The sequence below is a fragment of the Streptomyces sp. NPDC058663 genome (assembly GCF_042716745.1).
Classification (GTDB): domain Bacteria; phylum Actinomycetota; class Actinomycetes; order Streptomycetales; family Streptomycetaceae; genus Streptomyces.
Map to the genome: position 1 here is coordinate 1 of NZ_JBHXRV010000002.1, position 21,906 is coordinate 21,906.

Here is a 21,906-nt window from a genome sequence, read left to right on the forward strand (position 1 = left end):
CCCCGCGACGTGTGCACGTCGCGGGGGCCGCCTGCGTCGGTGGTCCGCGCAGCCCATGACCCGTCAGGAGGTCACCCGCCCCACACCCGGGCGCGCAGCGGCATCCCGGATGCGCCGGAGCTCTCGGGGCGGACCGCCAGCACCTGGTTGACCCCGATCCTGTTGCGCTCGAAGGAGAGCGCGGAGGCGGCCATGTAGAGCCGCCAGACCCGGGCCCGGCCGGGCGTGACCGTGCGCAGTGCCTCCTCCCAGTGCGTCTCCAGACGCTCCACCCAGTGGCGCAGGGTCAGCGCGTAGTGCTCGCGGAGGGATTCCAGGTCGCGGACCTCGAACCCGGCCTCCTCCAGGAGGGACACGGTCCGCCCCACGGGTGCCAGCTCCCCGTCGGGGAAGACGTACCTGTCGATGAACTCGTCCACCTGGTACGCCCCTTCGTCGGCGACCGGGCGCCGGGCGATCTGGTGGTTGAGCAGCCGCCCGCCGGGCTTCAGCAGGGCGTACAGGTCGGCCGCGTACTCGCGGTAGCGGACGGCGCCGACGTGCTCGGCCATGCCGATCGAGGAGATCGCGTCGTAGGGGCCGTCGTTCACGTCGCGGTAGTCCTGCACCCGGATCTCGATGCGGTCGGTGAGTCCCTCCTCGGCGATCCGCTTGCGGGCGTGCGCGGCCTGTTCGGTGGAGAGGGTGACGCCGGTGACCCGTACGTCGTAGTGGCGGGCGGCGTGGACGGCCATCGAGCCCCAGCCGCAGCCCACGTCCAGCAGGCGCTGTCCGGGCCGCAGGTCCAGCTTGCGGGCGATCACGTCCAGCTTGTCGTGCTGGGCGTCCTCGAGGGTGGCGGCGGGGTCGGAGAAATAGGCGCAGGAGTAGACCATGGAGGGGCCGAGGACCAGGGCGTAGAAGTCGTTGCCCACGTCGTAGTGGTGGCTGATGGACTCCTTGTCCCGGCGTTTGGTGTGCAGCATTCCGGTGCGGCGGCGCAGTTCCTCGGGGGGTGCGGGGGGCGGCGGGAGCGGGCCGCCCAGCTTGAGCAGTTCGCGGGCGGCGGCCCGCAGCCGTGGGTCGCGGGCCGGGTGCACGCGCTTGCCCGGTTCGTCCTCGCGCTCCCACAGCAGTTGGCCGATCAGATCCAGGGCCTCGTACAAGTCCCCCTCGATGTCGAGCTCACCGGCCACCCAGGCGCGGGCGAGACCGAGTTCGCCGGGCTTCCACAGCAGGCGCCGCAGCGCCCTGCGGTCGCGCACGGCCAGTACCGGGGCGCCGGGCGGGCCGGCTTCGCTGCCGTCCCAGGCGCGGATGCGGACCGGGAGGGGGGTGGAGAGGAGTTCCTCGGCAAGGGTGGTCAGCCTCTGCGCGGCATCGGCCATGGTGCGCACCTCCGTGTCACTTCGGCGTATCGGCGCCGCCGTCGTCCGCGGGACGTACGACGTCGGCGTACCTCCCGGATAACACCGGTGGACGGCCGCCGCATCCCGGAGTCCGGCAACGGGCGGGCAAAACGCGTGGCGCGCACAGATACCTCTGCGGCGGAACGCGAAAGGGCCGCCCGCACCACGGAGGCGGAACGCCGAAGGGGCCGCCCGCACCACGATGCGCGGGAACGCCGAAGGGGCCGCCCGCACCACGGATGGCGGGCGGCCCCTTCGGGAGGCTGCTGCCCGGACTGCTGTCCGGGTTTGCGGGTGAGGCGTCAGGAAGCCTTGGCCTCGGTCTTCCGCGGTTCGGCGGCTGCCGGGATCTTCACCGCGTCGACCGGCGCGGGGGCCGGCTTGGCCGCCTCGTAGAACTCCTCGCGGGGGCTCTCGATGGCGCCGAGCGAGACGACCTCGCGCTTGAGGAACATCCCCAGCGTCCAGTCGGCCAGCACGCGGATCTTGCGGTTGAACGTCGGCATCGCCATGCCGTGGTAGCCGCGGTGGGCGTACCAGGCGAGACGGCCCTTGAGCTTGATCTTCATCTTGCCCATGACGATCATCGCGACGCCCTTGTGCAGGCCGAGACCCGCCACCGCGCCCTTGTTCGCGTGGCTGTACTCCTTCTGCGGGAAGCCCCGCATGCCGGAGACCACGTTGTCGCCGAGGACCTTGGCCTGGCGCAGCGCGTGCTGGGCGTTCGGCGGGCACCAGGCGTTCGGGTTGCCGTTCTTGCGGCCGACCAGGTCCGGGACCTGGGCGTTGTCGCCGGCGGCCCAGATGTAGTCGCTGCCCTGCACCTGGAGGGTGGCCTGGGTGTCGACGTGGCCGCGCGGGCCGAGCGGCAGACCGAAGCGGGAGAGCGCGGGGTTCGGCTTGACGCCGGCGGTCCACACGATGGTGTGGGAGTCGACCTCGACGCCGTTGTTCAGCTTGACGTGGCCGTCGACGCAGGAGTCCATGCCGGTCTTGAGGTAGACCTCGACGCCGCGGGACTCCAGGTGCTTCCTGCCGTACTCGCCCAGCTTGGGCCCGACCTCGGGGAGGATCTTGTCGGCGACGTCGACGAGCAGGAAGCGCATGTCGTCGCGGCTGACGTTGCTGTACTGCTTGGCCGCGTCGCGGGCCATGTCCTCGACCTCGCCGATGGTCTCGGCACCGGCGAAGCCACCGCCGACGAAGACGAAGGTCAGCGCCTTGCGGCGGACCTCTTCGTCGGTCGTGGAGTCCGCCTTGTCGAGCTGCTCGATGACGTGGTTGCGCAGACCGATGGCCTCTTCGACGCCCTTCATGCCGATGCCCTGCTCGGCGAGGCCCGGGATCGGGAAGGTGCGCGAGACCGCGCCCATGGCGATGACCAGGTAGTCGAAGGGCAGCTCGTAGGCCTCGCCGACGAGCGGCGAGATCGTGGCGACCTTGCGGTCCTGATCGATGGTGGTGACCCGACCGGTGAGCACCTCGGCCTTGGGAAGGACGCGTCGCAGTGGTACGACGACGTGCCTCGGCGAGATGTTGCCGGCGGCGGCTTCGGGCAGGAAGGGCTGGTAGGTCATGTACGAGCGCGGGTCGACGACCGTGACGGTCGCTTCCGCATAACGCATCTTCTTGAGAATGCGTCGTGCCGCGTACAGGCCTACGTACCCACCGCCTACTACGAGGATCCTGGGACGCTCCGTGGTGCTCATGCAATCGAGTATCCACCCCGTCCCGGGGGGTACCTCGTGAGCCCCTTCACAAGGTCTTCCGACCCTTCTGCTACACTCCGCGACCCGCGTGACCGGGGTCATGTTCCGAAGGGGAACCAGCACCCTGCCGGATGCGTTGAAAACCCCTTCCCAGCAGGCCCGATGACCTCCGGCGCCCACTGGACCACTTATCTCTCCCCTACTCCAGGCACGCGCCCGGAACCGTCCGGTATGCACGCCCTGGGACCGCCCGGGTGCACCGCGGGTCACGACGACGTGAAAAAGGGGCCCATCGGGCCCCTTTTCCTTGTGAAGAACTTCACGAAGTTCGTGGCGCGCGGTCTTTCACGCGGCCCGGCTCAGGCCACCGACCATCCGATGCCGTCCAGAATGTCGTGTTCGGAGACCACCACTTCCGAGGCCCCGACCCGCTCCATGAGGGCCAGCAGGATGAGCGCCCCGCTGACGATGACGTCCACCCGGCCCGGGTGCATGGAGGGGATCGCCGCCTTCTCCTCATGGGTGGCGGCGAGCAGCGACTCGGTGATCTCCCGGACCTTCGCGTACGGGATACGGGAGTGGTGGATGGCGGCGCTGTCGTACTCGCCCAGCCCGAGCGCGATGGCGGCGACGGTGGTCACCGACCCGGCCAGCCCGACCAGCGTGCGCCCGCCCCCGGCCAGCGGGACGCTCTGCCCGGCCAGGTCGAGCGCCGCCTCGATGTCGGCGCGGATCGCGGCCACCTCGTACGGCGAGGCAGGCGCGGACGGCTGGTGCCGCTCGGTCAGCCGTACGCAGCCGATGTCGACGGAGCGCGCGGCCTCCACGGACTCACCGCCGGCCACGATCTCCGTCGAGCCGCCGCCGATGTCGACCACGAGGTAGTCGCGGCCGCTGCCCGCCAGCTCCTTGGTGGCACCGGTGAAGGAGAACTCGGCCTCCTGGTCGCCGGAGATCACCTCGGGCTCGACGCCCAGGATGTCCAGCACACCGCTGACGAACTCGTCGCGGTTCTCCGCGTCCCGGGACGCGGAGGTCGCCACGAAGCGGACCTTCTCCGCTCCGAGGGACTTGATGATCTGCGCGTACTCGCGGCAGGCCGCGAAGGTGCGCTCCAGCGCCTCGGGGGCGAGCCGGCCGGTCCTGTCCACGCCCTGGCCGAGCCGGACGACCGTCATCCGCCGGTCCAGGTCGACCAGTTCGCCGGTGGCCGGGTCCGCGTCGGCAACCAGCAGGCGGATGGAGTTCGTACCGCAGTCGATGGCGGCGACCCGGGTCACCGGGCGTCCTCCGGCACGGTCCGGGGCTGCGCGTCCTCGGCGCACGGCGTCACGCACGGCCCCTTGGCCCACCACTCGGGCAGCAGTGCGAGCGCCTCGTCCCCGAACGGGTTCACCCCGGGGCCCGCGACCAGCGAGTGACCGACCAGCACGTGCAGGCACTTCACCCGGTCGGGCATCCCGCCGGCGCTCGGGAAGCCCACCAGCTCCTCGATCTCGTCGCGCCGCTTCAGATAGTCCTCGTGCGCCGCCCGGTAGGTGTCGGCCAGCTCCTGGTCGTCCGCCAGCCGCGCCTGCATCTCCTTCATCAGGCCGGAGCCCTCCAGAGTGCCGATCGCGCCCGTCGCCCGGGGACAGGTCATGTAGTAGAGCGTGGGGAACGGCGTGCCGTCCTCCAGCCGCGGGGCCGTCTCGACCACATCGGGGTTGCCGCAGGGGCAGCGGTGCGCGATCGCGCGCAGCCCGCGCGGCGGGCGGCCCAGCTGGAGCCGGAACGCCTCGATGTCCTGCTCGGTGGGCTCGGTGCGCGGCGTGGTCGGGGGCGGGGTGTTCATGCGTGCCTTCTGTCGTGGGTCTGCAAGGTTCTACGGGGGTTCGGCCGGGCGGGCGGGGCCACTACGGCTCCTGGCGGGCTGCGGTTCCTGGCGGTCGGCTACGGCTCCTGGCGGTCGGCCTCGTCGACGCCGCCCCAGAGGTTCGAGTACCAGGGCTGCTCGGCGGCCTCGTCCTGGCCGGGGCGGCGGGTGGCTCCGCCGGCTTCGGGGTCGTACACGGTGAAACCGGTCTCGCCCGGCTTCACGTAGTGCAGGTGCTCCCGGGAGAGCCGCACGATGTACGCGTCGTCCTGGAGCCTCGCCTTGGCGTCGCGCAGCTGCTCGACCCGGCGCGCGGCCTCGTTCCTGGCCTGCTCCTGGTCGCTGATCTCGGTGCGCTGCGACACGTACTGCCGTATCGGGTACGCCAGGGCCACCACCAGCGTGCACAACACGAGCACCAGCAGCGCCGCCCGGCCGGTGAGCCGCGAGCGGCGGGCCTGGCGGCGGGTCTGGGAGCGGTAGACCCGGGCCGCGGTCTGCTCGCCGAGCAGCCGGAGCCTGGTCGTCGTGGAGAACCGGTCCTTGCCTGCCACTTCCGCCGCCTCCCCGTCACGCGCCTACGTCCCCGGACACGGTACGGGACCGTGGCCGGGGACGTAGGGACGACTGGCGTGCCAGCCGGGGCAACCGGAGCTACCGGAGCGGGGCTACGGAGCTACGGAGCTACGGAGCTACGGAGCTACGGAGCTACCGGGAGCCTCTTCAGCCCTTGCTGTGCCTACTGGTTCGCAGAGCGAAACCGGGGGAACGCCGAGCGGCCGGCGTACACCGCGGCGTCGTCGAGGATCTCCTCGATGCGCAGCAGCTGGTTGTACTTGGCGACGCGGTCCGAGCGGGCCGGGGCGCCGGTCTTGATCTGGCCGCAGTTCACCGCGACCGCGAGGTCGGCGATGGTGACGTCCTCGGTCTCGCCGGAGCGGTGGCTCATCATGCACTTGAAGCCGTTGCGCTGGGCGAGCTCGACGGCGTCCAGCGTCTCGGTCAGCGAGCCGATCTGGTTGACCTTGACGAGCAGGGCGTTGGCCGAGCCCTCTTCGATGCCGCGGGCCAGGCGCTCCGGGTTGGTGACGAAGAGGTCGTCGCCGACGATCTGGACCTTGGAGCCCAGCTTGTCGGTGATGACCTTCCAGCCGGCCCAGTCGTCCTCGTACAGCGGGTCCTCGATGGAGACCAGCGGGTACGCGGAGACGAGCTCCTCGTAGTACTCGGTCATCTCGGCTGCCGAGCGGGACTGGCCCTCGAACTCGTACTTGCCGTCCTTGTAGAACTCGGACGCGGCGACGTCGAGCGCGAGCGCGATCTGCTCGCCGGGGACGTAACCGGCCTGCGTGATGGCCTCGATGATGAGGTCGAGCGCGGCGCGGTTGGACTCCAGGTTCGGGGCGAAGCCGCCCTCGTCGCCCAGGCCGGTGGACAGGCCCTTGGTCTTCAGCACCTTCTTGAGGGTGTGGTAGACCTCGGCGCCCCAGCGAAGGGCCTCGGAGAAGGACTCCGCGCCGATCGGAGCGATCATGAACTCCTGAATGTCGACGTTGGAGTCGGCGTGCGACCCACCGTTGAGGATGTTCATCATCGGGACGGGCAGCAGGTGCGCGTTGGGACCGCCGAGGTAGCGGAACAGCGGCAGGTCGCTGGCCTCGGAGGCGGCGTGCGCGACGGCGAGGGAGACGCCCAGGATGGCGTTGGCGCCGAGCGAGCCCTTGTTCTCGGTGGCGTCGAGGTCGAACATCGCCTGGTCGATCAGGCGCTGCTCGGTCGCGTCGTAGCCGACGAGCTCCGGGCCGATCTGCTCGATGACGGCGAGGACGGCCTTCTCGACACCCTTGCCCATGTAGCGGTTGGGGTCTCCGTCACGAAGCTCGACGGCTTCGAAGGCACCGGTGGAGGCGCCGGACGGAACAGCAGCACGACCCGTGCTGCCGTCGTCGAGGCCGACCTCGACCTCGACCGTGGGGTTGCCTCGGGAGTCCAGGATTTCCCGGGCTACGACGACGTCGATGGACGGCACGAGCATCTCCTTATGGGATGTGACGCTTAAAGAGGCGCCCCGGGGGGCGCGCAGTGCAGGGTCGCTTTCGGCCTTGCGACAAGAGCCTAACCGGAGCAGGACGATCGGCCAGCCGATCGACCGTCCCGTGGGACGAAAAGATGCCCGAATGCCCGTAATACAGGACGAAGAGCCTAGCGGCTCTCACCGTGGGTGACCACTGCGTTCATCTTGTGTATGAAAGGGGCTCGGCTGCGGCCCGCATGAAAAAGACCCCGGCCCGGCGCGTACTGGGGGGAAGTCGCGCCAGGCCGGGGTCCCGGCATGGGGGTGGCGGGGGTGGACCACCGCCCCCACGGGGGTCAGCGCAGGTGGAGCTGCTGACCGGGGAAGATGAGGTCGGCGTCGGAGACGACTTCCTCATTCAGGTCGAGAATGTGCTGCCAGCCGCCCTTGACCTTGTGCGCCTCGGCGATCTTGGCGAGGGTGTCGCCGGACTTCACCTTGTACTCGCCGTCACCCTTCTTCACCGGGACGGCCTTCTTCGGCGCGGCCGGAGCCTGGGCCTTCGGCGCCTGGCGGGTCTCGCTGCGGGAAGCGGCGGGAGCCTCGGAGCGCTCCTGCTTCTGCTTCTTGGGGGCGGACTGCGAACCGGTGCTGACGCCCGGGTCGACACCGTCGTTGCTCAGACCGCCGGCACCGGCGCAGGCCCAGGCACCCGGGCCCTGCATGTCGAGCAGCCGCTCGGCGGTGGCGATCTGCTGGCCCTTGGAGGCCTGGTCGGCGCGCGCGGCGTACTGGGTACCGCCCGCGGCGGCCCAGGAGGACTGCGAGAACTGCAGACCGCCGTAGTAGCCGTTGCCCGTGTTGATGGACCAGTTGCCGCCGGACTCGCACTGGGCGACGGCGTCCCAGGTGTCGACGGAGGCGGCGGAGGCCGAGGTGGCCCCCATCAGCGGGGCGGCGACCGCGACACCGGCGACGCCGGCGTAAGCGGCGACACGGGTGGCCTTGGACGGACGGCGGTGCTTGCCCTTGCTGAAAAGCGACATGGATATCTCCTCACCGACGCCTTCGAGGTGAGCTGTCGGGTTCGGGCTGTGAGTCTGCCCGGCCGCTTTCCCGGCCCGCTGCCCTGAGGCTGCGTTCCGTTCGGCGTCTTCACCCCAAGCCGTTCCCCGACGTCTCTCAACGTCCGGGCCCGGCACTTACCTTGGGTCCCCCGCTCCTGCCTACGGCGCTTGCGCGACGAATGCTCCCGGGGCCCGCCGGCAGGATTCGGCGTGACGGGCTCCGGTGCTCACCGGTGGCGAGCGAGGACGACCGTAAACACAGGAGCCCCCGATGTTCAAAGAGGCACATCGGGGACATCTCACCCCTCCTTGCCCTCCCTCAACCCTTGTTTACGCAGGTCAGAAGGGGCACGGCAGGAGCTCCCTGGTGGGACACGCCAGTTGGTGTGAAGAGACTCATGTCTCACTCGCACAGAACCGGACATTCACCCTCGAACTACCCGTGTTTTGTGGAGGCTTCCGGGTTATTCGTCGCCCAGTTCGAGGTGCTGGCCAGGGCGGATGAGGTCCGGGTCGTCGCCGAGCGCGGTCTTGTTGGCCTCGTAGAGCGCGGGCCACCCGCCGGGCAGCTTCGCGGCGTCGGCGATGTGCGAGAGGTTGTCTCCGGGACGCACGGTGTACGTGTCGTCCGCGGCGGGCACGGCAGGGGACTTGCCGCCCCCGCGCGAGGCGTGCCGGCTGGAGTCCCGTTCGTCCGTCGCGGGCGGCAGGGCGGACCCGGCGGACGGGTCGGCGGACCGGCCCGCACCGGGCTCCACCGAAACGTCGGCGCCCGGAAGGGAGTTCTCCGGGGCGGGCGTACCGCGGTGCTTGCCGCCGCCCTCGGAGCCGGCGGAGCCGGGGGTCTGCGCACCGGGGGAGCTCTGCCCGGCGTCCGGCAGGGCGGACGTGTCGTCACCGGGAGCCGTACCCGTGTCCGCACCCGGGACGGTGCCCGGGCCCGTACTCGGCTCCACGCTGCTGTCCGGGGACGGCTGGACGGGGCCGGCCGTGGCGCCCGAGGCGGAAGGCTCGGCGGAGCCGGCCGGCGTGCTCGGCTCCTGTCCGGCCGCCGGCAGGTCCCGGTCCGTCACCGAGCCGGGCGTGTCGGGCCGCACGGAGCCGGCCGGCGGAGTGGCCGGCGTGCTGGAACCCGTATCGGGGTCGGCGGCGTCCACACCGCCGGAAGCCGCACCTCCACCGGAAGCGGAACCGGAACCGTCCGCGCCGCCCGGGGCGAGCCCGGAGATGACTGCGCAGCTGGGCCACGCCTTCGGCCCCTCGGCCGCGAGCATCTTGTCGGCCACCTTGATCTGCTGGGCACGGCTGGCCAGGTCGGGGCGCGGCGCATACGCGGCACCGCCGTACCGGTCCCACTTCTCCTGCGAGAACTGGAGCCCGCCGTAGTACCCGTTGCCCAGGTCGGCACTCCACATGCCGCCGCTCTCGCATTCGGCGACCCGGTCCCAGGTCCCCGCTTCGGCTGCTCCGGCGCTGGTCGCCCCGAGGAGCGGAATCGCGAGCGCGGACCCGGTCACCCCGGCCGCGACGATAAGAGCGGGAGCCTGACGCGGACGACGGTGCCGACCGTTCCCGGAACGCATGTGGTTGCCTTTCAGCTGACGACAACTCGGCTTCCTGCCATCACTGCCGAGTCGCCCGTGAACGTAGCCGTACTCGAACACCAGTCACAAGTTGATGCAGTGGAGATCACGCGAAGGTCACATTGCTGATGGGGTGTCATTTTCCGTCTTCTCCGGTAAGTCCCGAACGTGACGGGAAACATCGGCATCCGGCGCACACCCGGGCCCGTCATGGCAGTTCGGTGCCTGCCCCGAACCGCCGCTGCACCTCGATCACGAGCGGGGGAAGTACCGGCAGCCGGTACGCGGGAACACCCCGGGTGCTCGCGTGAAGCGTGCTCATGACGTCGGGCCACAGGCCCGTGCGCCACCACTTCAACTGCCGTGTGCGAATGGGGTCGACGACTCCCCAGGTGAGGGGCATGTTCCCCCAAGTCAGGCCGTGCCGAAGTCTGTGCAGCATGCCGCAGAATTGCAGGCGGATGTCGTACTTGCTGGCAAAGTGCTTCTTCGAGAGATGTGGCCGCAGCGTCTCCAGGACGGCCTGCCATTCAACGTCCGTAGGGTCCGGCGGCACGAGCGTTCCGGTTTTCCAGTGCCATTCGCCGACCTCGCACTTGACGCCGGGCTTGAGCCGGTGCTCCCGCGCGTCAAGACGCACCTCGATGCGGAAGAGGGCGAACAACTGTTGGCGTTCCTCCAGCGACATCCCGGCCTGAACGCCACCGGCGCCGGTCAGGCTGCTGGACCGGCGCTCGTGCAGCACGTAGGTCTCCAGCCAGTGCTCGGCGATGCTCTTCTGTTTGCGCATGCTCTCCAGTTCTTCCTGGAGCCGCTCGACCGATGCCTTCAGGATGCGCGCGTCTACCCCGGCCCTGAGGTACTCGGGTACTTGCCTGTTGATGAGGTCTTCCTGAGCGGCGACCTTCTCTCCGAGTTCGACGACGCGCTGCTCGTACTTCTTCCTGTCACCGGACAGGCTGCTCGGCCGCTCGGCAGCGGGCACCCGCAGCGCACCGCCGGACTTCATGAGCCTGGTCAACTCGTCAAGGACGGCTTGCTCGATCTCGTCGGCGTCGAAGGGCGTCTCGCCACAGGAAGCAGCACCCTTGATCGACCCCTTGCAGCGGTACACGCGCGCGCCGCCCGTGCCGCCCCCACCGGCGCCGGTGTAGACCTCACCGCACATGCCCTTGATGCACCCGCTGAGGGGGTAGGGGCGGTTGCTGTGCCGACCGTTCTGAAACCCGATCTTCTTGAGGGCTGCCATGAGGAGACCGGCGCGTTGTTCGCCAAAGATGGGCGGGACGCCGATCCTGACCGGTTCGCCATGGACAGGGGTGCCGTCCTCGCGAAGGCGGGTGGAGTTCTTCCCGCCTCCCCGGTAGGTCTTGCGGTAGACCACGTAGCCGTCGTGGATGGTTTCGCTGTGCAGGCGATTGCGGAGATTGGCCACCGTCCAGGGCACGCCACTGCGGGTGAACAGCCCGCGCGTGTTGAGTTCCTCGGCGGCCTCCGTGAAGTTCATGCCGAGGTCCACGAGCAGCGAGACGGCCACACTGAGGACCCTGGCCTCACAGGCGTCGGTGACCAGGACAGAAATTTTCTTCTTCCGCCCGTCGATTCGGACCGTCTCGTCCCGGATGCGATACCCGTACGGCGCGGGGCCACCGGGCCAGCCGCCGTAGCTGATCTTCAGTTCGCGCCCCGCGACGGTGCGCTCCTTGATCCGTAGCCACTCCAGTTCGGAGAAGGTGACGTACTCCATGAACCTGGCCCAGCCGACTTCGGTGCTGGTGTCGATGCCCTCGCTCACGGCGATGAACGCGATGCCCAGGTCCGCCATGTCCCAGGCCCACTGGTAGGCGGCCCGAGCGGTGCGGCCGATGCGGTCGACCTTGGGTACGAGAATGCGGTTGAAGCGCTGCTGGTGGGCGTCTGCCACGAGCCGGTCCATCTCGGGACGGCTGTCGCACGTCCCGGAGACCGCCCTTTCTGTGTACTTCCCAAAGAGCGTGGCGGCGGGATGGCTGTCGAGCCACCTTCCGCAGATCCCGTCCTGGTCCTCGAGGCCGAACCCGTCGAGTTGATTCAGTGTCGATACACGACTGTATTGAGCAACAATGACCGGTGCCATAGCCATGGCGTCAACGCGTGCACGTGCCACAATGGGCATGTTCAGTCCTCCCAGACTGTTCCGTCCCCGAGGTGTTGCCTCACCGTCGGGAGGTTCCGGCCTCATTGCGCTGCTGCAAGCGCTGTGGGGTCGGTGCCATTTGTCGCGAGCGTATCCCTGGCGATTTGCAGGAGCGGCGAAAAGGGAGAATTACGCTCCGCGTGAGCAGCAGAAGCGATCCTTCATGTCACACACCTGTGCCGCGATCGAACGCGATATGGAATATCCGCCGAGATCGGCACTGCGTGTAGCGCCCGTCGCACCGGCCGAGCCTCTCGGCAGCGAGCCAGGTACCGTCGGGGCGTGAACACGCTGCACCCCACGCCGGAACTCTTCACCTGGGAGTTCGCCACCGACCCGTATCCCTCGTACGCATGGCTGCGGGAGCACTCCCCCGTCCACTGGACCACGCTGCCCAGCGGCGTCGAGGCGTGGCTGGTGACCCGGTACGCCGATGCGCGGCAGGCCCTCGCCGATCAGCGGCTGAGCAAGAACCCCGCACACCACGCCGAGAACGCGGCAGGGAAGAGCAAGACCGGTATCCCCGGGGAGCGCAGCGCGAACCTGATGACGCACCTTCTCAACATCGACCCGCCGGACCACACCCGGCTGCGGCGGCTTGTCTCGAAGGCGTTCACGCCGCGACGGGTGGCGGAGTTCGCACCCCGGGTGCAGGAGCTGGCCGATGAACTCCTGGACCAGTTCGCTTCCAAGGGCGAGGCCGACCTCATTCACGAATATGCATTCCCGCTCCCCATCTATGCGATTTGCGATCTCCTGGGTGTTCCTCGTGAGGACCAGGACGATTTCCGGGACTGGGCGGGCATGATGATTCGCCATGGAGGCGGCCCACGGGGCGGAGTTGCACGGTCGGTGAAGAAGATCCGCCATTACCTCGCCGAACTGATCCACCGCAAACGCGAGACTCTGGGGGCGGACGGATCAGAAGACGACTTGATCTCAGGTTTGATCCGGGCCAGCGATCACGGAGAACACCTCACCGAAGAGGAAGCCGTTGCCATGTGCTTCGTGCTGCTCTTCGCGGGATTCGAAACGACGTTGAATCTGGTGGGCAACGGTGCACTCGCCCTCATTCGAAATCCGGCACAGAGGGCCCTTCTCCAGGGGAGCCTCGACCGTGGCGAGACCTCGCTGCTGGAAACGGGTGTGGAGGAGCTGCTCCGATTCGACGGCCCGGTGGAGATGGCCACTTGGCGATACGCGACTCAGCCTCTCGAAATCGGCGGCGTCCCGATTGCCGTAGGGGACCCCGTCCTGGTCGTGCTGGCCGCAGCCGATCGCGACCCGGCGAAGTTCGAGGGCCCGGACATCCTCGACCTCGCACGCAAGGACAACCCGCATCTGGGCTACGGCCACGGCATCCACTACTGCCTGGGCGCCCCGCTTGCCAGGCTGGAGGGACAGACCGCGCTTGCCACACTCCTGCGGAGGCTGCCGGACCTTGAACTGGCGGTGGCTCCGGAGGAGCTTCGCTGGCGGGGAGGGCTGATCATGCGGGGGCTCAGGGTTCTGCCGGTGTCCTTCACACCTGGCTGACCGGGGCCCTGGACCCCTGGTGGGACGGAAGGACGCTACCCGGTGCCCTCCACCGCGGACCGCAACTCCTCCAGGGCTTGCGCGGAGCCGCTGTCGCCGCCGGTGGCCGCCTCGCTCAGTTCTCGTACGCCCTCGGCCATGTGGCCCGGGGTCAGGTGGAGGCAGGCCAGGTCGAGGGCCGCGGTGGGGTCGCCCGCTGCCGTGGCGGTGCGCAGCCAGTGTTCGGTGCGTCGGCGCAGGAGCCGGGCCAGCAGTGCGGCCGATCCCGGCTGGCCGGCGCGCGCTGCGGACTCCAGGTAGGTGATCGTTTCCACCCCGTCCTGGTCGCGCTCCCACAGCAGCGCGCCGAGGGTCGCTGCTGCCTCGACGCTGCCGGCGTCCGCCGCCTGGCGGTACCAGTACTCGGCTTCCGCACGGTCGCCCAGTCGGTTGCGGAGTGCGGCGAGCATCAACCTGGTGCGCAGGCTTCCGGTCTGCGCCCGCGGGCGCAGGAGCCGGCAGAACCTGTCCGCAAGGGCGTCCGGGTCGAGGCCGTCCTCCGCGGTGGCCTCGTCGATCACCTGGAGCCACACGTCGTCGGGCACAGGCAGGTAGTTGCCGGTCAATACCCCGTGCGCCCGCCAGGTGCCCGGTTTCCCACCAGGTACGAGCAGGCTCAGGCCCGCCACTCCGAAGTGGTCGCGGGTGGCCCATTCGAGGGCCTCGGCGAACGTTTCCCCCGAGGCGGCCACCACTTCGGAATGCGCGCAGTACCGCTCGTGCAGGCGGTAGAGGAGGTCCTCGGAGACCGGCTCGCGCACTCCGCAGCGGACGAGGTCGACGGCGGCCCGCACCAGGAGGTCTCCGCGTGGGTGTGCGGTGTGGACGCCTCGGTGCAGCCACTCCTCGCGGAGGTGGTGTCCCAGGGCCAAGTGAACGGCGATGCCCCCGCGTTCGGCCCGGTCGGATGCCGTAGTCAGGCGCGGGTCGTCGTACCGGCGCAGGCGTTCGCGCTCGGCCTCGCTCCACCGGCGGGGGATCTCGACGGGGTGGGCCGAGGCGACCACCCGGTCGGTGCGCCACTCGCGGTGGACGTCGGCGTCCATGGTGGCGAGGACCACGACGCCCTGCGCGTTGAGGCGCGCGAGCAGGGCCGGGTCCAGGCCGCGTCTGCCGAGGTGTTCGACGAGGGGGTCGAGCCAGAGCACGCAACCGCCGGGGCGGCGATCGGCGGTCCCGGCAATGACCGGGCGGTGGACGCCGTCCCGGTCGGTGAGGAGTGCGGGCAGGGTGCGCAGGTCGGCGCCGGGCTCGGGGGCGTACATCCGGTACCCGTCCAGCCTCGTCACCGCGTGCCAGGCGGTGTGCGACGCGCCGGAGAGCGGCTCGGTGAGGAGCAGGACGAAGCCGGTGTGCGCCAGCCGGTCGGCGAGGTCGGCGTCGCAGTCGCGCGGGACGTACGGCAGGACGTCGGGCAGCCCGGGGGTGCGCCGGGCCGGCCGCACCCCGAACTCCGCCGGGCCGACCTCGCCGACCGGACGCCAGTCGTGCGCGGCGGGCAGGGCGGCGCCGTACGGAGTGGTGGTGTTGTGCTGCACGCCGACCACTTGGCCGTGGATGGTGTTGCCGGTGAGGTCGACGTTGTCCCCCACCACGTGGCGTACCTGGTGGACGGAGCCGATGGAGCCGATCTGGGTCACGGCGTCGTGAACGGTGACGTGGGCGAGGGTGTTGCTGATGCTGCCGGGGTGGGCGGGACTGGTGGGGCGTCCGGTGGGAGGCTTGACGCTGTCGCCGCTGTTGCCGCTGTTGCCGCTGTTGCCGCTGTTGCCGGGTGTGCCGGTGTTGCCGGGTGCGCCGGTGTGGTCTTCCGCGGGTTGTCCCGGCATGGCCGTGCCGAGGGCTTCGGTCAGCGTCCTGCGTATTTCGGCGACTCCCTCGGGGTCCCGGCCTTCGAGGTTCTCCAGCCATGTCCGCCAGAGCCTTGGAGAGGGGCTCCCTTCTCCCGGGCGGAGGAGGACTGCGGCGACGACGTCGTACCTGTGCGCGACCACGGTCTCCAGCTGCTGGCGGACCTGTTCCCACCGGATGGTGCGCGCGGTGCGCGTCAGCAGGTCCGCGAGTTGGTCCAACTGGCTTGCCACGCACGCCCCCACGCATCTCGAAAGGCCCTACCGCAACACTACTCAGCCCCCGCCTTCTCGGCCGCGACAATCGCGTCCCGGTAGGCGCGCGACGCCGCTCGCAGTGCGGTCTCCGGGTCCACGCCGGCTGCTTCCGCGCGGGCGGCGAGGGCCAGCAGTTCGTACCCGATGCCACCGTCCCCCGCAGGCAGCGCCACGTCGAGGTCCGCGGCGCGTACCCGTGAGGCCAGCTTCGCCGCGAGGGCGAGGGCGGGCTGGGTGAGCGGGACGCCCTCGGTGACCGAGTCGCGCTGCTTCTCCACGGCCTTGGTGCGCAGCCAGTGGGCCTTCACGTCGGCCGGGGTCTCGGCGCTCTCGTCGCCGAAGACGTGGGGGTGGCGGTGGATGAGCTTGTCGATGAGGGTGGCCGCCACGTCGTCGACGGAGAAGGGCTCGTCGCCCTCCTCGCCGGAGGCCTCCTGGGCGATCCGGGCGTGGAAGACGACCTGGAGGAGTACGTCGCCCAGTTCCTCGCGCAGCTCGGTGCGGTCCTCGGTCTCGATGGCCTCGACGAGTTCGTACGCCTCCTCGATGCCGTACTTGGCGAGTCCCTTGTGGGTCTGCTGGGAGGACCACGGGCACTCGCGGCGGATCCGGTCCATCACGTGGACCAGGTCGAGGAGGCGGGCGCCGGGGAGGTCGTACGAACCGGGGAGGAGTTCGAGGTCGGGCATCTGGACCCGGTTGGATCCCGCGAGGCGGGCGAGGCCGTCGGTGAGGCGCTGGTCGCTCTCACCGGAGGGCAGCACCACGGCCGTGCGGCCGCCGGCACAGAAGGCGACCAGCTCTTCGGCGGTCGGGGCGTGGTGCTCGACGCTGACGCCCGCCTCGTGCAGGTAGGGCAACTGGGGGTGCTGCTCGTCGGCGCACAGGACCCGGTCCGCGGTGCGCAGGGCCTGCCAGGCGGGCCAGGAGAGCAGGCCGGGGGCGACCCGGTGGCTGGCGGTGAGCAGGACGATGCGGCCGGGGGCGTCAGGTGTTTCGGTGGTCACGGCTCGACGGTACCCGGGGGCCGGGGGCGGCGGGGCGTGACCCCTGGGCCACGGCGGGCTCCCGGACCGTGGCGGGCTCCCGGACCGCGACCGGCTCCAGGGCCGGGGCGGGCTCCCGGACCGTGGCGGGCTCCCGGACCGTGGCGGGCTCCCGGACCGCGACCGGCTCCAGGGCCGGGGCGGGCTCCTGGGCCACGGCGGACTCCCGGACCGTGGCGGGCTCCCGGACCGCGGCAGGCTTCAGGGCCGTGGCGGGCGCTCCCGGACCACGACCATCTCCCTGACCACGACCGGCTCCCGGACCGCGGCGTCTCCGGGGGCACGACCGGCTCCCGGTCGGCGGCGCCTCCCGGGGCACCGTGCCGAGTGCGCGCCGGCCGGGCGCGGCTAGTGCGCGCCCTCAGGGTGGGCGTGGCCCTCGTCGGTGCCCTCCGGGCCGCCGGCCGGTTCCCGGGCTTCCTCGGCCTCCACGCTCTTCGTCCGCTGGGTGATCCACGGCGTGCGGTACGCCGCGAGCCCGATCTGTTCGTTGTTCCAGGAGCCGTAGCGCGGGTTGACGTTGATCTTCAGGGCCTTGGACGCCTTGACCAGTACGGCGGTGACCTTCTGCTGGCCCTCGGGGCTGGCGAGGTCGGCCTGGTTCGCGGCGGCCAGCTTGGTCAGCAGGATCTCCTGGCGCAGGGCCTGCTCGATCTGGTCGGGGGCGTACCCCTGGCCGAGGAGTTTCGCCGCGACCTTGTCGTCGCCGCCCTCGAACCCGGCGGCCGCGGCCCGTGCGTCCTGGATCTCCTTGCGGCTGGCGGTCAGCCCGGCGTCGGCCGCGGCGCGCTCCACGACCCGGGCGAAGATCATGCTGTGCAGCTTGGCGCGCCCCAGCTGTCCGGTGTTGCTGATCAGCTGGGCGGCCTGCGGGGTCTTCGCCTGCGCGTCCCGTACGTCCCTGACCTGGCCCTGGAGGGAGGACACCTCGATGCGCTCGCCGTCCACGAGGGCCGCGGCCCCGGGATGCGCGTCGTTGCCGCACGCCGTGAGGAGGGGGGCCGCGACCAGCAGTCCGGCGGAGAGGAGGAGCGTGGTGCGGGTGCGCGTGCGGCGGTGCAAAGGGTGCCTCCCGGGGCGGTTGAGGATGCGGCTCGGTGAACGTCGGGCGGGCGAACAGGCCTTGCGGAGTTGATGTTAGGCAGCCGGAGTGGTCCGGGCCACTGATTCGACCAACGAGTCGCCGGCATACCCGGATGCGCCGGGGGCGGGCCGCGCGCTGGTGTTCGTCTCGCTCACCAGGAAGTGGGGGCGGCGTTTGGTCTCGTAATAAATGCGTCCGACGTATTCACCGACGACGCCCACCATCACCATCTGTACGCCGGAGAGCGCGGTGACGGCGACGAGCAGCGTGACATAACCGGGTGTTTCCACTCCGTTGAGCAGCGCGTCACCGACGATCCACGCCGTGTACGCCATGGCGCAGGCGAGCAGGAGCATGCCGAGGTAGAGCGCGGCGCGCAGGGGTTTGTTGTTGAAGGAAAGGACTCCGTCCAGGCCGTAGTTGAGGAGCTTTCCGAAGGTCCATTTCGAGCGGCCCTGCTCGCGGGCCAGGTTCTCGTAGGTGAAGGTGGCGGTGGGAAAGCCGATCCAGGCGAACAGGCCTTTGGAGAAACGGTTGTATTCGGTGAGCCGGAGCACGGCGTCGACCGCACGGCGCGACAGCAGGCGGAAGTCACCGACGCCGTCGACGAGTTCGACGTCGACGAGCCGGTTGACGAGCCGGTAGTAGGCGCGGGCGGTGAGGGTGCGGGTGACGCGGTCGCCGGTGCGGGTGCGGCGGGCGACCACCTGGTCGTGGCCCTCCGCGTGCAGGGTGATCATGCGGGCGATGAGTTCCGGCGGATGCTGGAGGTCCGCGTCCATGATCACTGCCGCGTCGCCGGTGGCGTGCCGCAGGCCGGCCAGCATGGCGGATTCCTTGCCGAAATTACGGCTGAAGGAGACGTAGCGGACACGGGGGTCGGTGGCGGCTATTTCTCTGAGGTGATCGAGCGTGGCATCACGGCTGCCGTCGTCGACGTAGATGAATTCAAATTCTGCTGCGGGGGCGAGCGGGGCGATTTCCCGTGCGACATGGGCGTGAAATCGCCTCACGATGTCCGCCTCGTGGAAACAGGGCACGACGAGGGAGATGAGCATGTGTCATGGCAACGCGCGCAGATGACGTTTCCTCAGGAGGTGGGTGACGGGCGGGGGGCGATCCGGTTAACGGAATTGCGGGGTGCTGGTGAAAGCACTGTCCGCGTGTTTACGGTCGGTTTCATGCGTCAGATCCTTGCGGCCTTGTCCCGGCCGAAGCGCCCCGCCGCGGCGGCCGCGCTGCTCGCCGCCGTCGTGGCCTCCTTCGCGCACTGCCTGGGGTCCGCGCTCGCCGGAAGCCGGCCGTTCGGGACGATGAACCGGAATGTGAACGACCTGGGAACACAGTTCGTCCCGTTCCACGCCCATCTGTGGGACGTGCTGCACGGGCGGGCGGACGGCGGCTGGCTGATCAACTGGCAGTCGGGGTACGGCTCCAGCTTCCTGCCGGATGTGGGGACGTACCTGTCGAGCCCGTTCGCGCTGCTGGTGGCGCTCTTTCCGCGCGAGCGGATCGACCTCGCGGTGTACGTGTCCTCGGTGGCGCGGATCGCGGCCGCTGCGGCGGTGATGGCGTGGCTGCTGATGCTGCTGATGCGGGACCGCGGACCTACGGCGGGGGCCGGGGCGGGGGCGGGAGCGGGTGCGGCGCGTTGGTGGCTCGCGGGGGTGTTCGGGGCGGCGTACGCGCTGTGCGGGTGGTCGGTGATCGAGGCCTCGTACAACCCGATGTGGCTGGACGGGCTGATCGCCTTCCCCCTGTTGTGCGCGGTGGGGGAATGGGTGCGTACGGGGCGCCGGCTGCGGGTGTGGTTCCTCGGCGGGGTGCTGCTGGTGGCCCTGGTGTGGACCGCGAACTTCTACACGGCGTACATGGCGACGCTCGGCGCCGGACTGGTCCTGGGGGCGCGGCTGCTGATGGACGGTGGCGCGGTGCGCCCTCGGCTGCGGGCGGCGGCGCGGGCCTGTGCGGTGGTGGCGCTCGGGATCGGGGTCTCGGCTCCGGTGCTCCTCACCGTCTTCGCGGGGACGCGGCACGCCTATCCGGGGATGGGGCTGACGTTCCGTCCTGCCGGGTGGGGGGACGTGCTGGCCCGGCTGCTGCCGGGTACGTACGGCTTCAGTTCGCCCGCCATGTACGTGAGTTCCGCCGTGCTGGTGCTGGCCTTCGCGCTGCCGTTCCACCGGCGGGTCGCGGTGCGGGTACGGGTGGGGTGGGGCGTGCTGGTGGTGGCGGTGCTGGTGTCGATGCAGTGGGGGCCGACGCATCTGGCGTGGCACGCCTTCGCGGAACCGAACGGGAGCCCGTACCGGCAGACGTTCGTCCTGAGCGGGGTGCTGGTGATCGCGGCGTGGGTGGCGGTGAGCCACGGGGTGCCGGGGTGGCGGGCCGTGGCAGGCGGGGTGGTGCCGTTGCTGCTGGTGGCCGTGGTGGCGGTGGGGAGCCCGTTCACCGGGCGGTGGGCGTGGCCGGCGACGGGGGCCGGGCTGGCGATGACGGTGGTGGCGCTGGTGCTGCTGGGGCGGGCGGGACGCGGGGTGGTCGGGTCTGGGACCGGGGGGGCTAGGGCCAGCGGGACTGAGGCCGGCGGGACTGAGGTTGGTGGGGTCGGTGGCCCCGCTGGGACCGGCGGGACCGGCGGGACCGGCGGGACTGGGCCGGGCGGGGGCCGGTGGCGCGTGGGCGGGCAGGTCGTGGTGTGGCGCAGGGTGTACGTCGCCGGGGCCGCGGTGCTGCTGGTCGGGTGCACGGTGGGCCAGTCCGCCGTGACGACGGCGTGGGCCGCCAAGCGGCGGGTCGCCACCCAGGACGACCATGCTCCCTACGGCCCCCGGCAGGTGGCCCAGAGCCGGGTGATCGGCTCGGTCGACGACTGGCCCCGCCACCGCACCGACCCGGGCCGGGCGCAGACCGTGCACAACGACGCGATGGTGGTCGGCGGCCAGGGCGCCTCGTACTACAGCAGCATGACCTCCGAGGTGCTGACCCGGACACTGAGCGCCCTGGGCGATGGCTGGAACGGCAGCGGGCGCGCGCCGCACAGCCTGGACAATCCGGTGACGGACGCCCTGTTCGGCGTGGGCGTCCGGCTGCGGTCGACCTACCGGAAGGGCGCGGACACCGACTTCACGGTGGTCCGGCGGGACGCGGCACCCCTGGTGACGGTGCGGACCACGGGCCCTCGCGAGCCGCGCTTCGGCCGGTCGGCCTTCTCCAACCAGGAGTTGCTGCTGGGGGCGAAGGTGTACGAGCGGCTGAAGGGCGCGGCCGGGGTGTGCACCGCGGGGGCACCGGTGTTCGTGTGGGCGCCGGGGTTCAAGGGTGTGGCCCGGGCGGCGGGCGGCGCGCCGGGGGTGGTCGGCTTCGAGGCAAAGAAGGGACGGGTGAGGGCGCCGATGCAGCAGGTCGGAACGGCGGGCGCGGACGGCCGCGTCCGGATCGAACTGCGCGGTACGGGGGCCCGGGGGGCGGAGGTGGCCTGCCTGCGCGAGGACCTGCTGGCCGCCGCCGTACGGAAGCTGAGGGCGGGCGGCGCGGAGTCGGTGGAGGCGGGCGACGGAACCCTGCGGGCGGTCCTGCCGGCGGCGGGTCCGACGGCTGGCGGCCTGCCGGAGGCGGGTGCGGCAGCGGACGGCCTGCCCTCACCACGAGCGGGGGCCGCGCCCGGAACGGGAGCCGCGCCCGGAACGGGAGCCGCGCCCGGAACGGGTGCCAGGGCCGGGGCGGATGCCAGGGCCGGGGCGGATGCCAGGGCCGGGGCGGGTGCCATGCCCGGGGCGGATGCCACGGCCAGGGCGGATGCCAGATCCGGGGCGGGTGCCACACCCGCAGGGGGCACGGCGCCCGCAGGGAGCACCGCGCCCGTGCAGGGCACCGCGCGGACCGCCGTCCTGGCCGTTCCGCGCATCGCCGGGTGGCAGTGCGCGGTGGACGGTGGCGACCTGCGGCCCGCCGGCTCCTACTTGGGGCTGCTCGCGGTTCCGCTGGCGGACGGGGCACGCGAGGTGGACTGCGTGTTCCGGCCGCCGGGGCTGCGGGCGGGCTCCGCCGTCGGGGCGGGCTCGGCAGGCACGGTGGCCCTGGTGGGCGCCGTCGTCCTTCTGCGCAGGCGCAGGCGGGCCCAGACCGCGGCACCCGCCAGCACCACGACCGCCGTACCGCTGCCGGCCAGTCCGGCCGAGAGCCCGGCCTGCCGGTAGGTGCACGCGAAGTGGGTGCTGCGCTCGGTGAGAGGCACGGCGAGCAGGCCCTGGTGGGAGGCGGCCGGGGTTTCGGGACCGTCGTTCACGGCACACTGCCAG

16 protein-coding genes and 1 riboswitch are annotated in these 21,906 nt (G+C 70.9%); of the genes, 2 read left to right on the forward strand and 14 right to left on the reverse strand.

Annotated features, from left to right (window positions below; all coding sequences use genetic code 11):
* Nucleotides 1-71 precede the first annotated feature (71 nt).
* From ACFWVV_RS01315 to ACFWVV_RS01355, 9 genes are all read right to left on the reverse strand, one after another.
* Nucleotides 72-1,367, reverse strand: coding sequence for a class I SAM-dependent methyltransferase (locus tag ACFWVV_RS01315; RefSeq protein WP_384342857.1), 1,296 nt, complete (start codon nt 1,365-1,367; stop codon nt 72-74).
* Between the two features lie 323 nt (nt 1,368-1,690).
* On the reverse strand, nt 1,691-3,097 hold the full coding sequence (locus ACFWVV_RS01320; protein WP_384342855.1) for an NAD(P)/FAD-dependent oxidoreductase: 1,407 nt from the start codon (nt 3,095-3,097) through the stop codon (nt 1,691-1,693).
* 359 nt (nt 3,098-3,456) lie between these two features.
* On the reverse strand, nt 3,457-4,377 hold the full coding sequence (locus tag ACFWVV_RS01325) for an exopolyphosphatase (protein WP_384342853.1): 921 nt from the start codon (nt 4,375-4,377) through the stop codon (nt 3,457-3,459).
* Nucleotides 4,374-4,931, reverse strand: a complete 558-nt coding sequence (locus tag ACFWVV_RS01330) for a DUF501 domain-containing protein (RefSeq protein ID WP_384342851.1) — start codon at nt 4,929-4,931, stop codon at nt 4,374-4,376. Before ACFWVV_RS01330 ends, ACFWVV_RS01325 begins: the two co-directional genes overlap by 4 nt.
* A 98-nt stretch (nt 4,932-5,029) precedes the next feature.
* Nucleotides 5,030-5,506, reverse strand: a complete 477-nt coding sequence (locus ACFWVV_RS01335) for a septum formation initiator family protein (RefSeq protein WP_384342849.1) — start codon at nt 5,504-5,506, stop codon at nt 5,030-5,032.
* A 185-nt stretch (nt 5,507-5,691) separates the two neighbouring features.
* The gene (gene eno, locus ACFWVV_RS01340; RefSeq protein ID WP_384342847.1) at nt 5,692-6,987 is read right to left on the reverse strand and encodes a phosphopyruvate hydratase; all 1,296 of its coding nucleotides are present in this window, start codon (nt 6,985-6,987) and stop codon (nt 5,692-5,694) included.
* Between the two features lie 335 nt (nt 6,988-7,322).
* A complete protein-coding gene (locus tag ACFWVV_RS01345) occupies nt 7,323-8,012 on the reverse strand; it encodes a transglycosylase family protein (RefSeq protein WP_384342846.1) in 690 nt (229 codons plus the stop codon).
* Nucleotides 8,013-8,014: 2 nt separating this feature from the next.
* Nucleotides 8,015-8,171: riboswitch (cyclic di-AMP (ydaO/yuaA leader) on the reverse strand.
* 326 nt (nt 8,172-8,497) lie between these two features.
* Nucleotides 8,498-9,550, reverse strand: a complete 1,053-nt coding sequence (locus ACFWVV_RS01350; RefSeq protein ID WP_384342844.1) for a transglycosylase family protein — start codon at nt 9,548-9,550, stop codon at nt 8,498-8,500.
* Nucleotides 9,551-9,824: 274 nt separating this feature from the next.
* A complete protein-coding gene (locus tag ACFWVV_RS01355; RefSeq protein WP_384342842.1) occupies nt 9,825-11,771 on the reverse strand; it encodes a recombinase family protein in 1,947 nt (648 codons plus the stop codon).
* A gap of 303 nt (nt 11,772-12,074) precedes the next feature.
* Between ACFWVV_RS01355 and ACFWVV_RS01360 the strand changes: the two genes are divergently transcribed.
* Nucleotides 12,075-13,328, forward strand: a complete 1,254-nt coding sequence (locus ACFWVV_RS01360) for a cytochrome P450 (protein ID WP_384342840.1) — start codon at nt 12,075-12,077, stop codon at nt 13,326-13,328.
* 35 nt (nt 13,329-13,363) lie between these two features.
* Here the strand turns inward: ACFWVV_RS01360 and ACFWVV_RS01365 are convergent, their stop codons facing one another.
* From ACFWVV_RS01365 to ACFWVV_RS01385, 5 genes are all read right to left on the reverse strand, one after another.
* Nucleotides 13,364-15,451, reverse strand: a complete 2,088-nt coding sequence (locus ACFWVV_RS01365; RefSeq protein WP_384342839.1) for a tetratricopeptide repeat protein — start codon at nt 15,449-15,451, stop codon at nt 13,364-13,366.
* A gap of 38 nt (nt 15,452-15,489) precedes the next feature.
* Nucleotides 15,490-16,482, reverse strand: a complete 993-nt coding sequence (locus tag ACFWVV_RS01370; RefSeq protein ID WP_384342837.1) for a nucleoside triphosphate pyrophosphohydrolase — start codon at nt 16,480-16,482, stop codon at nt 15,490-15,492.
* Nucleotides 16,463-16,678, reverse strand: coding sequence for a hypothetical protein (locus ACFWVV_RS01375; protein WP_384342835.1), 216 nt, complete (start codon nt 16,676-16,678; stop codon nt 16,463-16,465). Before ACFWVV_RS01375 ends, ACFWVV_RS01370 begins: the two co-directional genes overlap by 20 nt.
* 191 nt (nt 16,679-16,869) lie before the next feature.
* Entirely contained in the window at nt 16,870-17,583 is a 714-nt protein-coding gene (locus ACFWVV_RS01380) for a SurA N-terminal domain-containing protein (protein ID WP_384342833.1), read from the reverse strand.
* A gap of 75 nt (nt 17,584-17,658) precedes the next feature.
* A complete protein-coding gene (locus ACFWVV_RS01385; RefSeq protein WP_384342831.1) occupies nt 17,659-18,663 on the reverse strand; it encodes a glycosyltransferase family 2 protein in 1,005 nt (334 codons plus the stop codon).
* Between the two features lie 123 nt (nt 18,664-18,786).
* Between ACFWVV_RS01385 and ACFWVV_RS01390 the strand changes: the two genes are divergently transcribed.
* A complete protein-coding gene (locus ACFWVV_RS01390; RefSeq protein ID WP_384342828.1) occupies nt 18,787-21,804 on the forward strand; it encodes a YfhO family protein in 3,018 nt (1,005 codons plus the stop codon).
* Nucleotides 21,805-21,906 lie beyond the last annotated feature (102 nt).

What these genes read in the sequence shown, in the direction of transcription:
- eno (WP_384342847.1), bottom strand. Translation starts at nt 6,987, where the DNA reads ATGCTCGTGCCGTCCATCGACGTCGTCGTAGCCCGGGAAATCCTGGAC.
- ACFWVV_RS01355 (WP_384342842.1), bottom strand. Translation starts at nt 11,771, where the DNA reads ATGCCCATTGTGGCACGTGCACGCGTTGACGCCATGGCTATGGCACCG.
- ACFWVV_RS01390 (WP_384342828.1), top strand. Translation starts at nt 18,787, where the DNA reads ATGCGTCAGATCCTTGCGGCCTTGTCCCGGCCGAAGCGCCCCGCCGCG.
- ACFWVV_RS01385 (WP_384342831.1), bottom strand. Translation starts at nt 18,663, where the DNA reads ATGCTCATCTCCCTCGTCGTGCCCTGTTTCCACGAGGCGGACATCGTG.
- ACFWVV_RS01330 (WP_384342851.1), bottom strand. Translation starts at nt 4,931, where the DNA reads ATGAACACCCCGCCCCCGACCACGCCGCGCACCGAGCCCACCGAGCAG.
- ACFWVV_RS01320 (WP_384342855.1), bottom strand. Translation starts at nt 3,097, where the DNA reads ATGAGCACCACGGAGCGTCCCAGGATCCTCGTAGTAGGCGGTGGGTAC.
- ACFWVV_RS01345 (WP_384342846.1), bottom strand. Translation starts at nt 8,012, where the DNA reads ATGTCGCTTTTCAGCAAGGGCAAGCACCGCCGTCCGTCCAAGGCCACC.
- ACFWVV_RS01315 (WP_384342857.1), bottom strand. Translation starts at nt 1,367, where the DNA reads ATGGCCGATGCCGCGCAGAGGCTGACCACCCTTGCCGAGGAACTCCTC.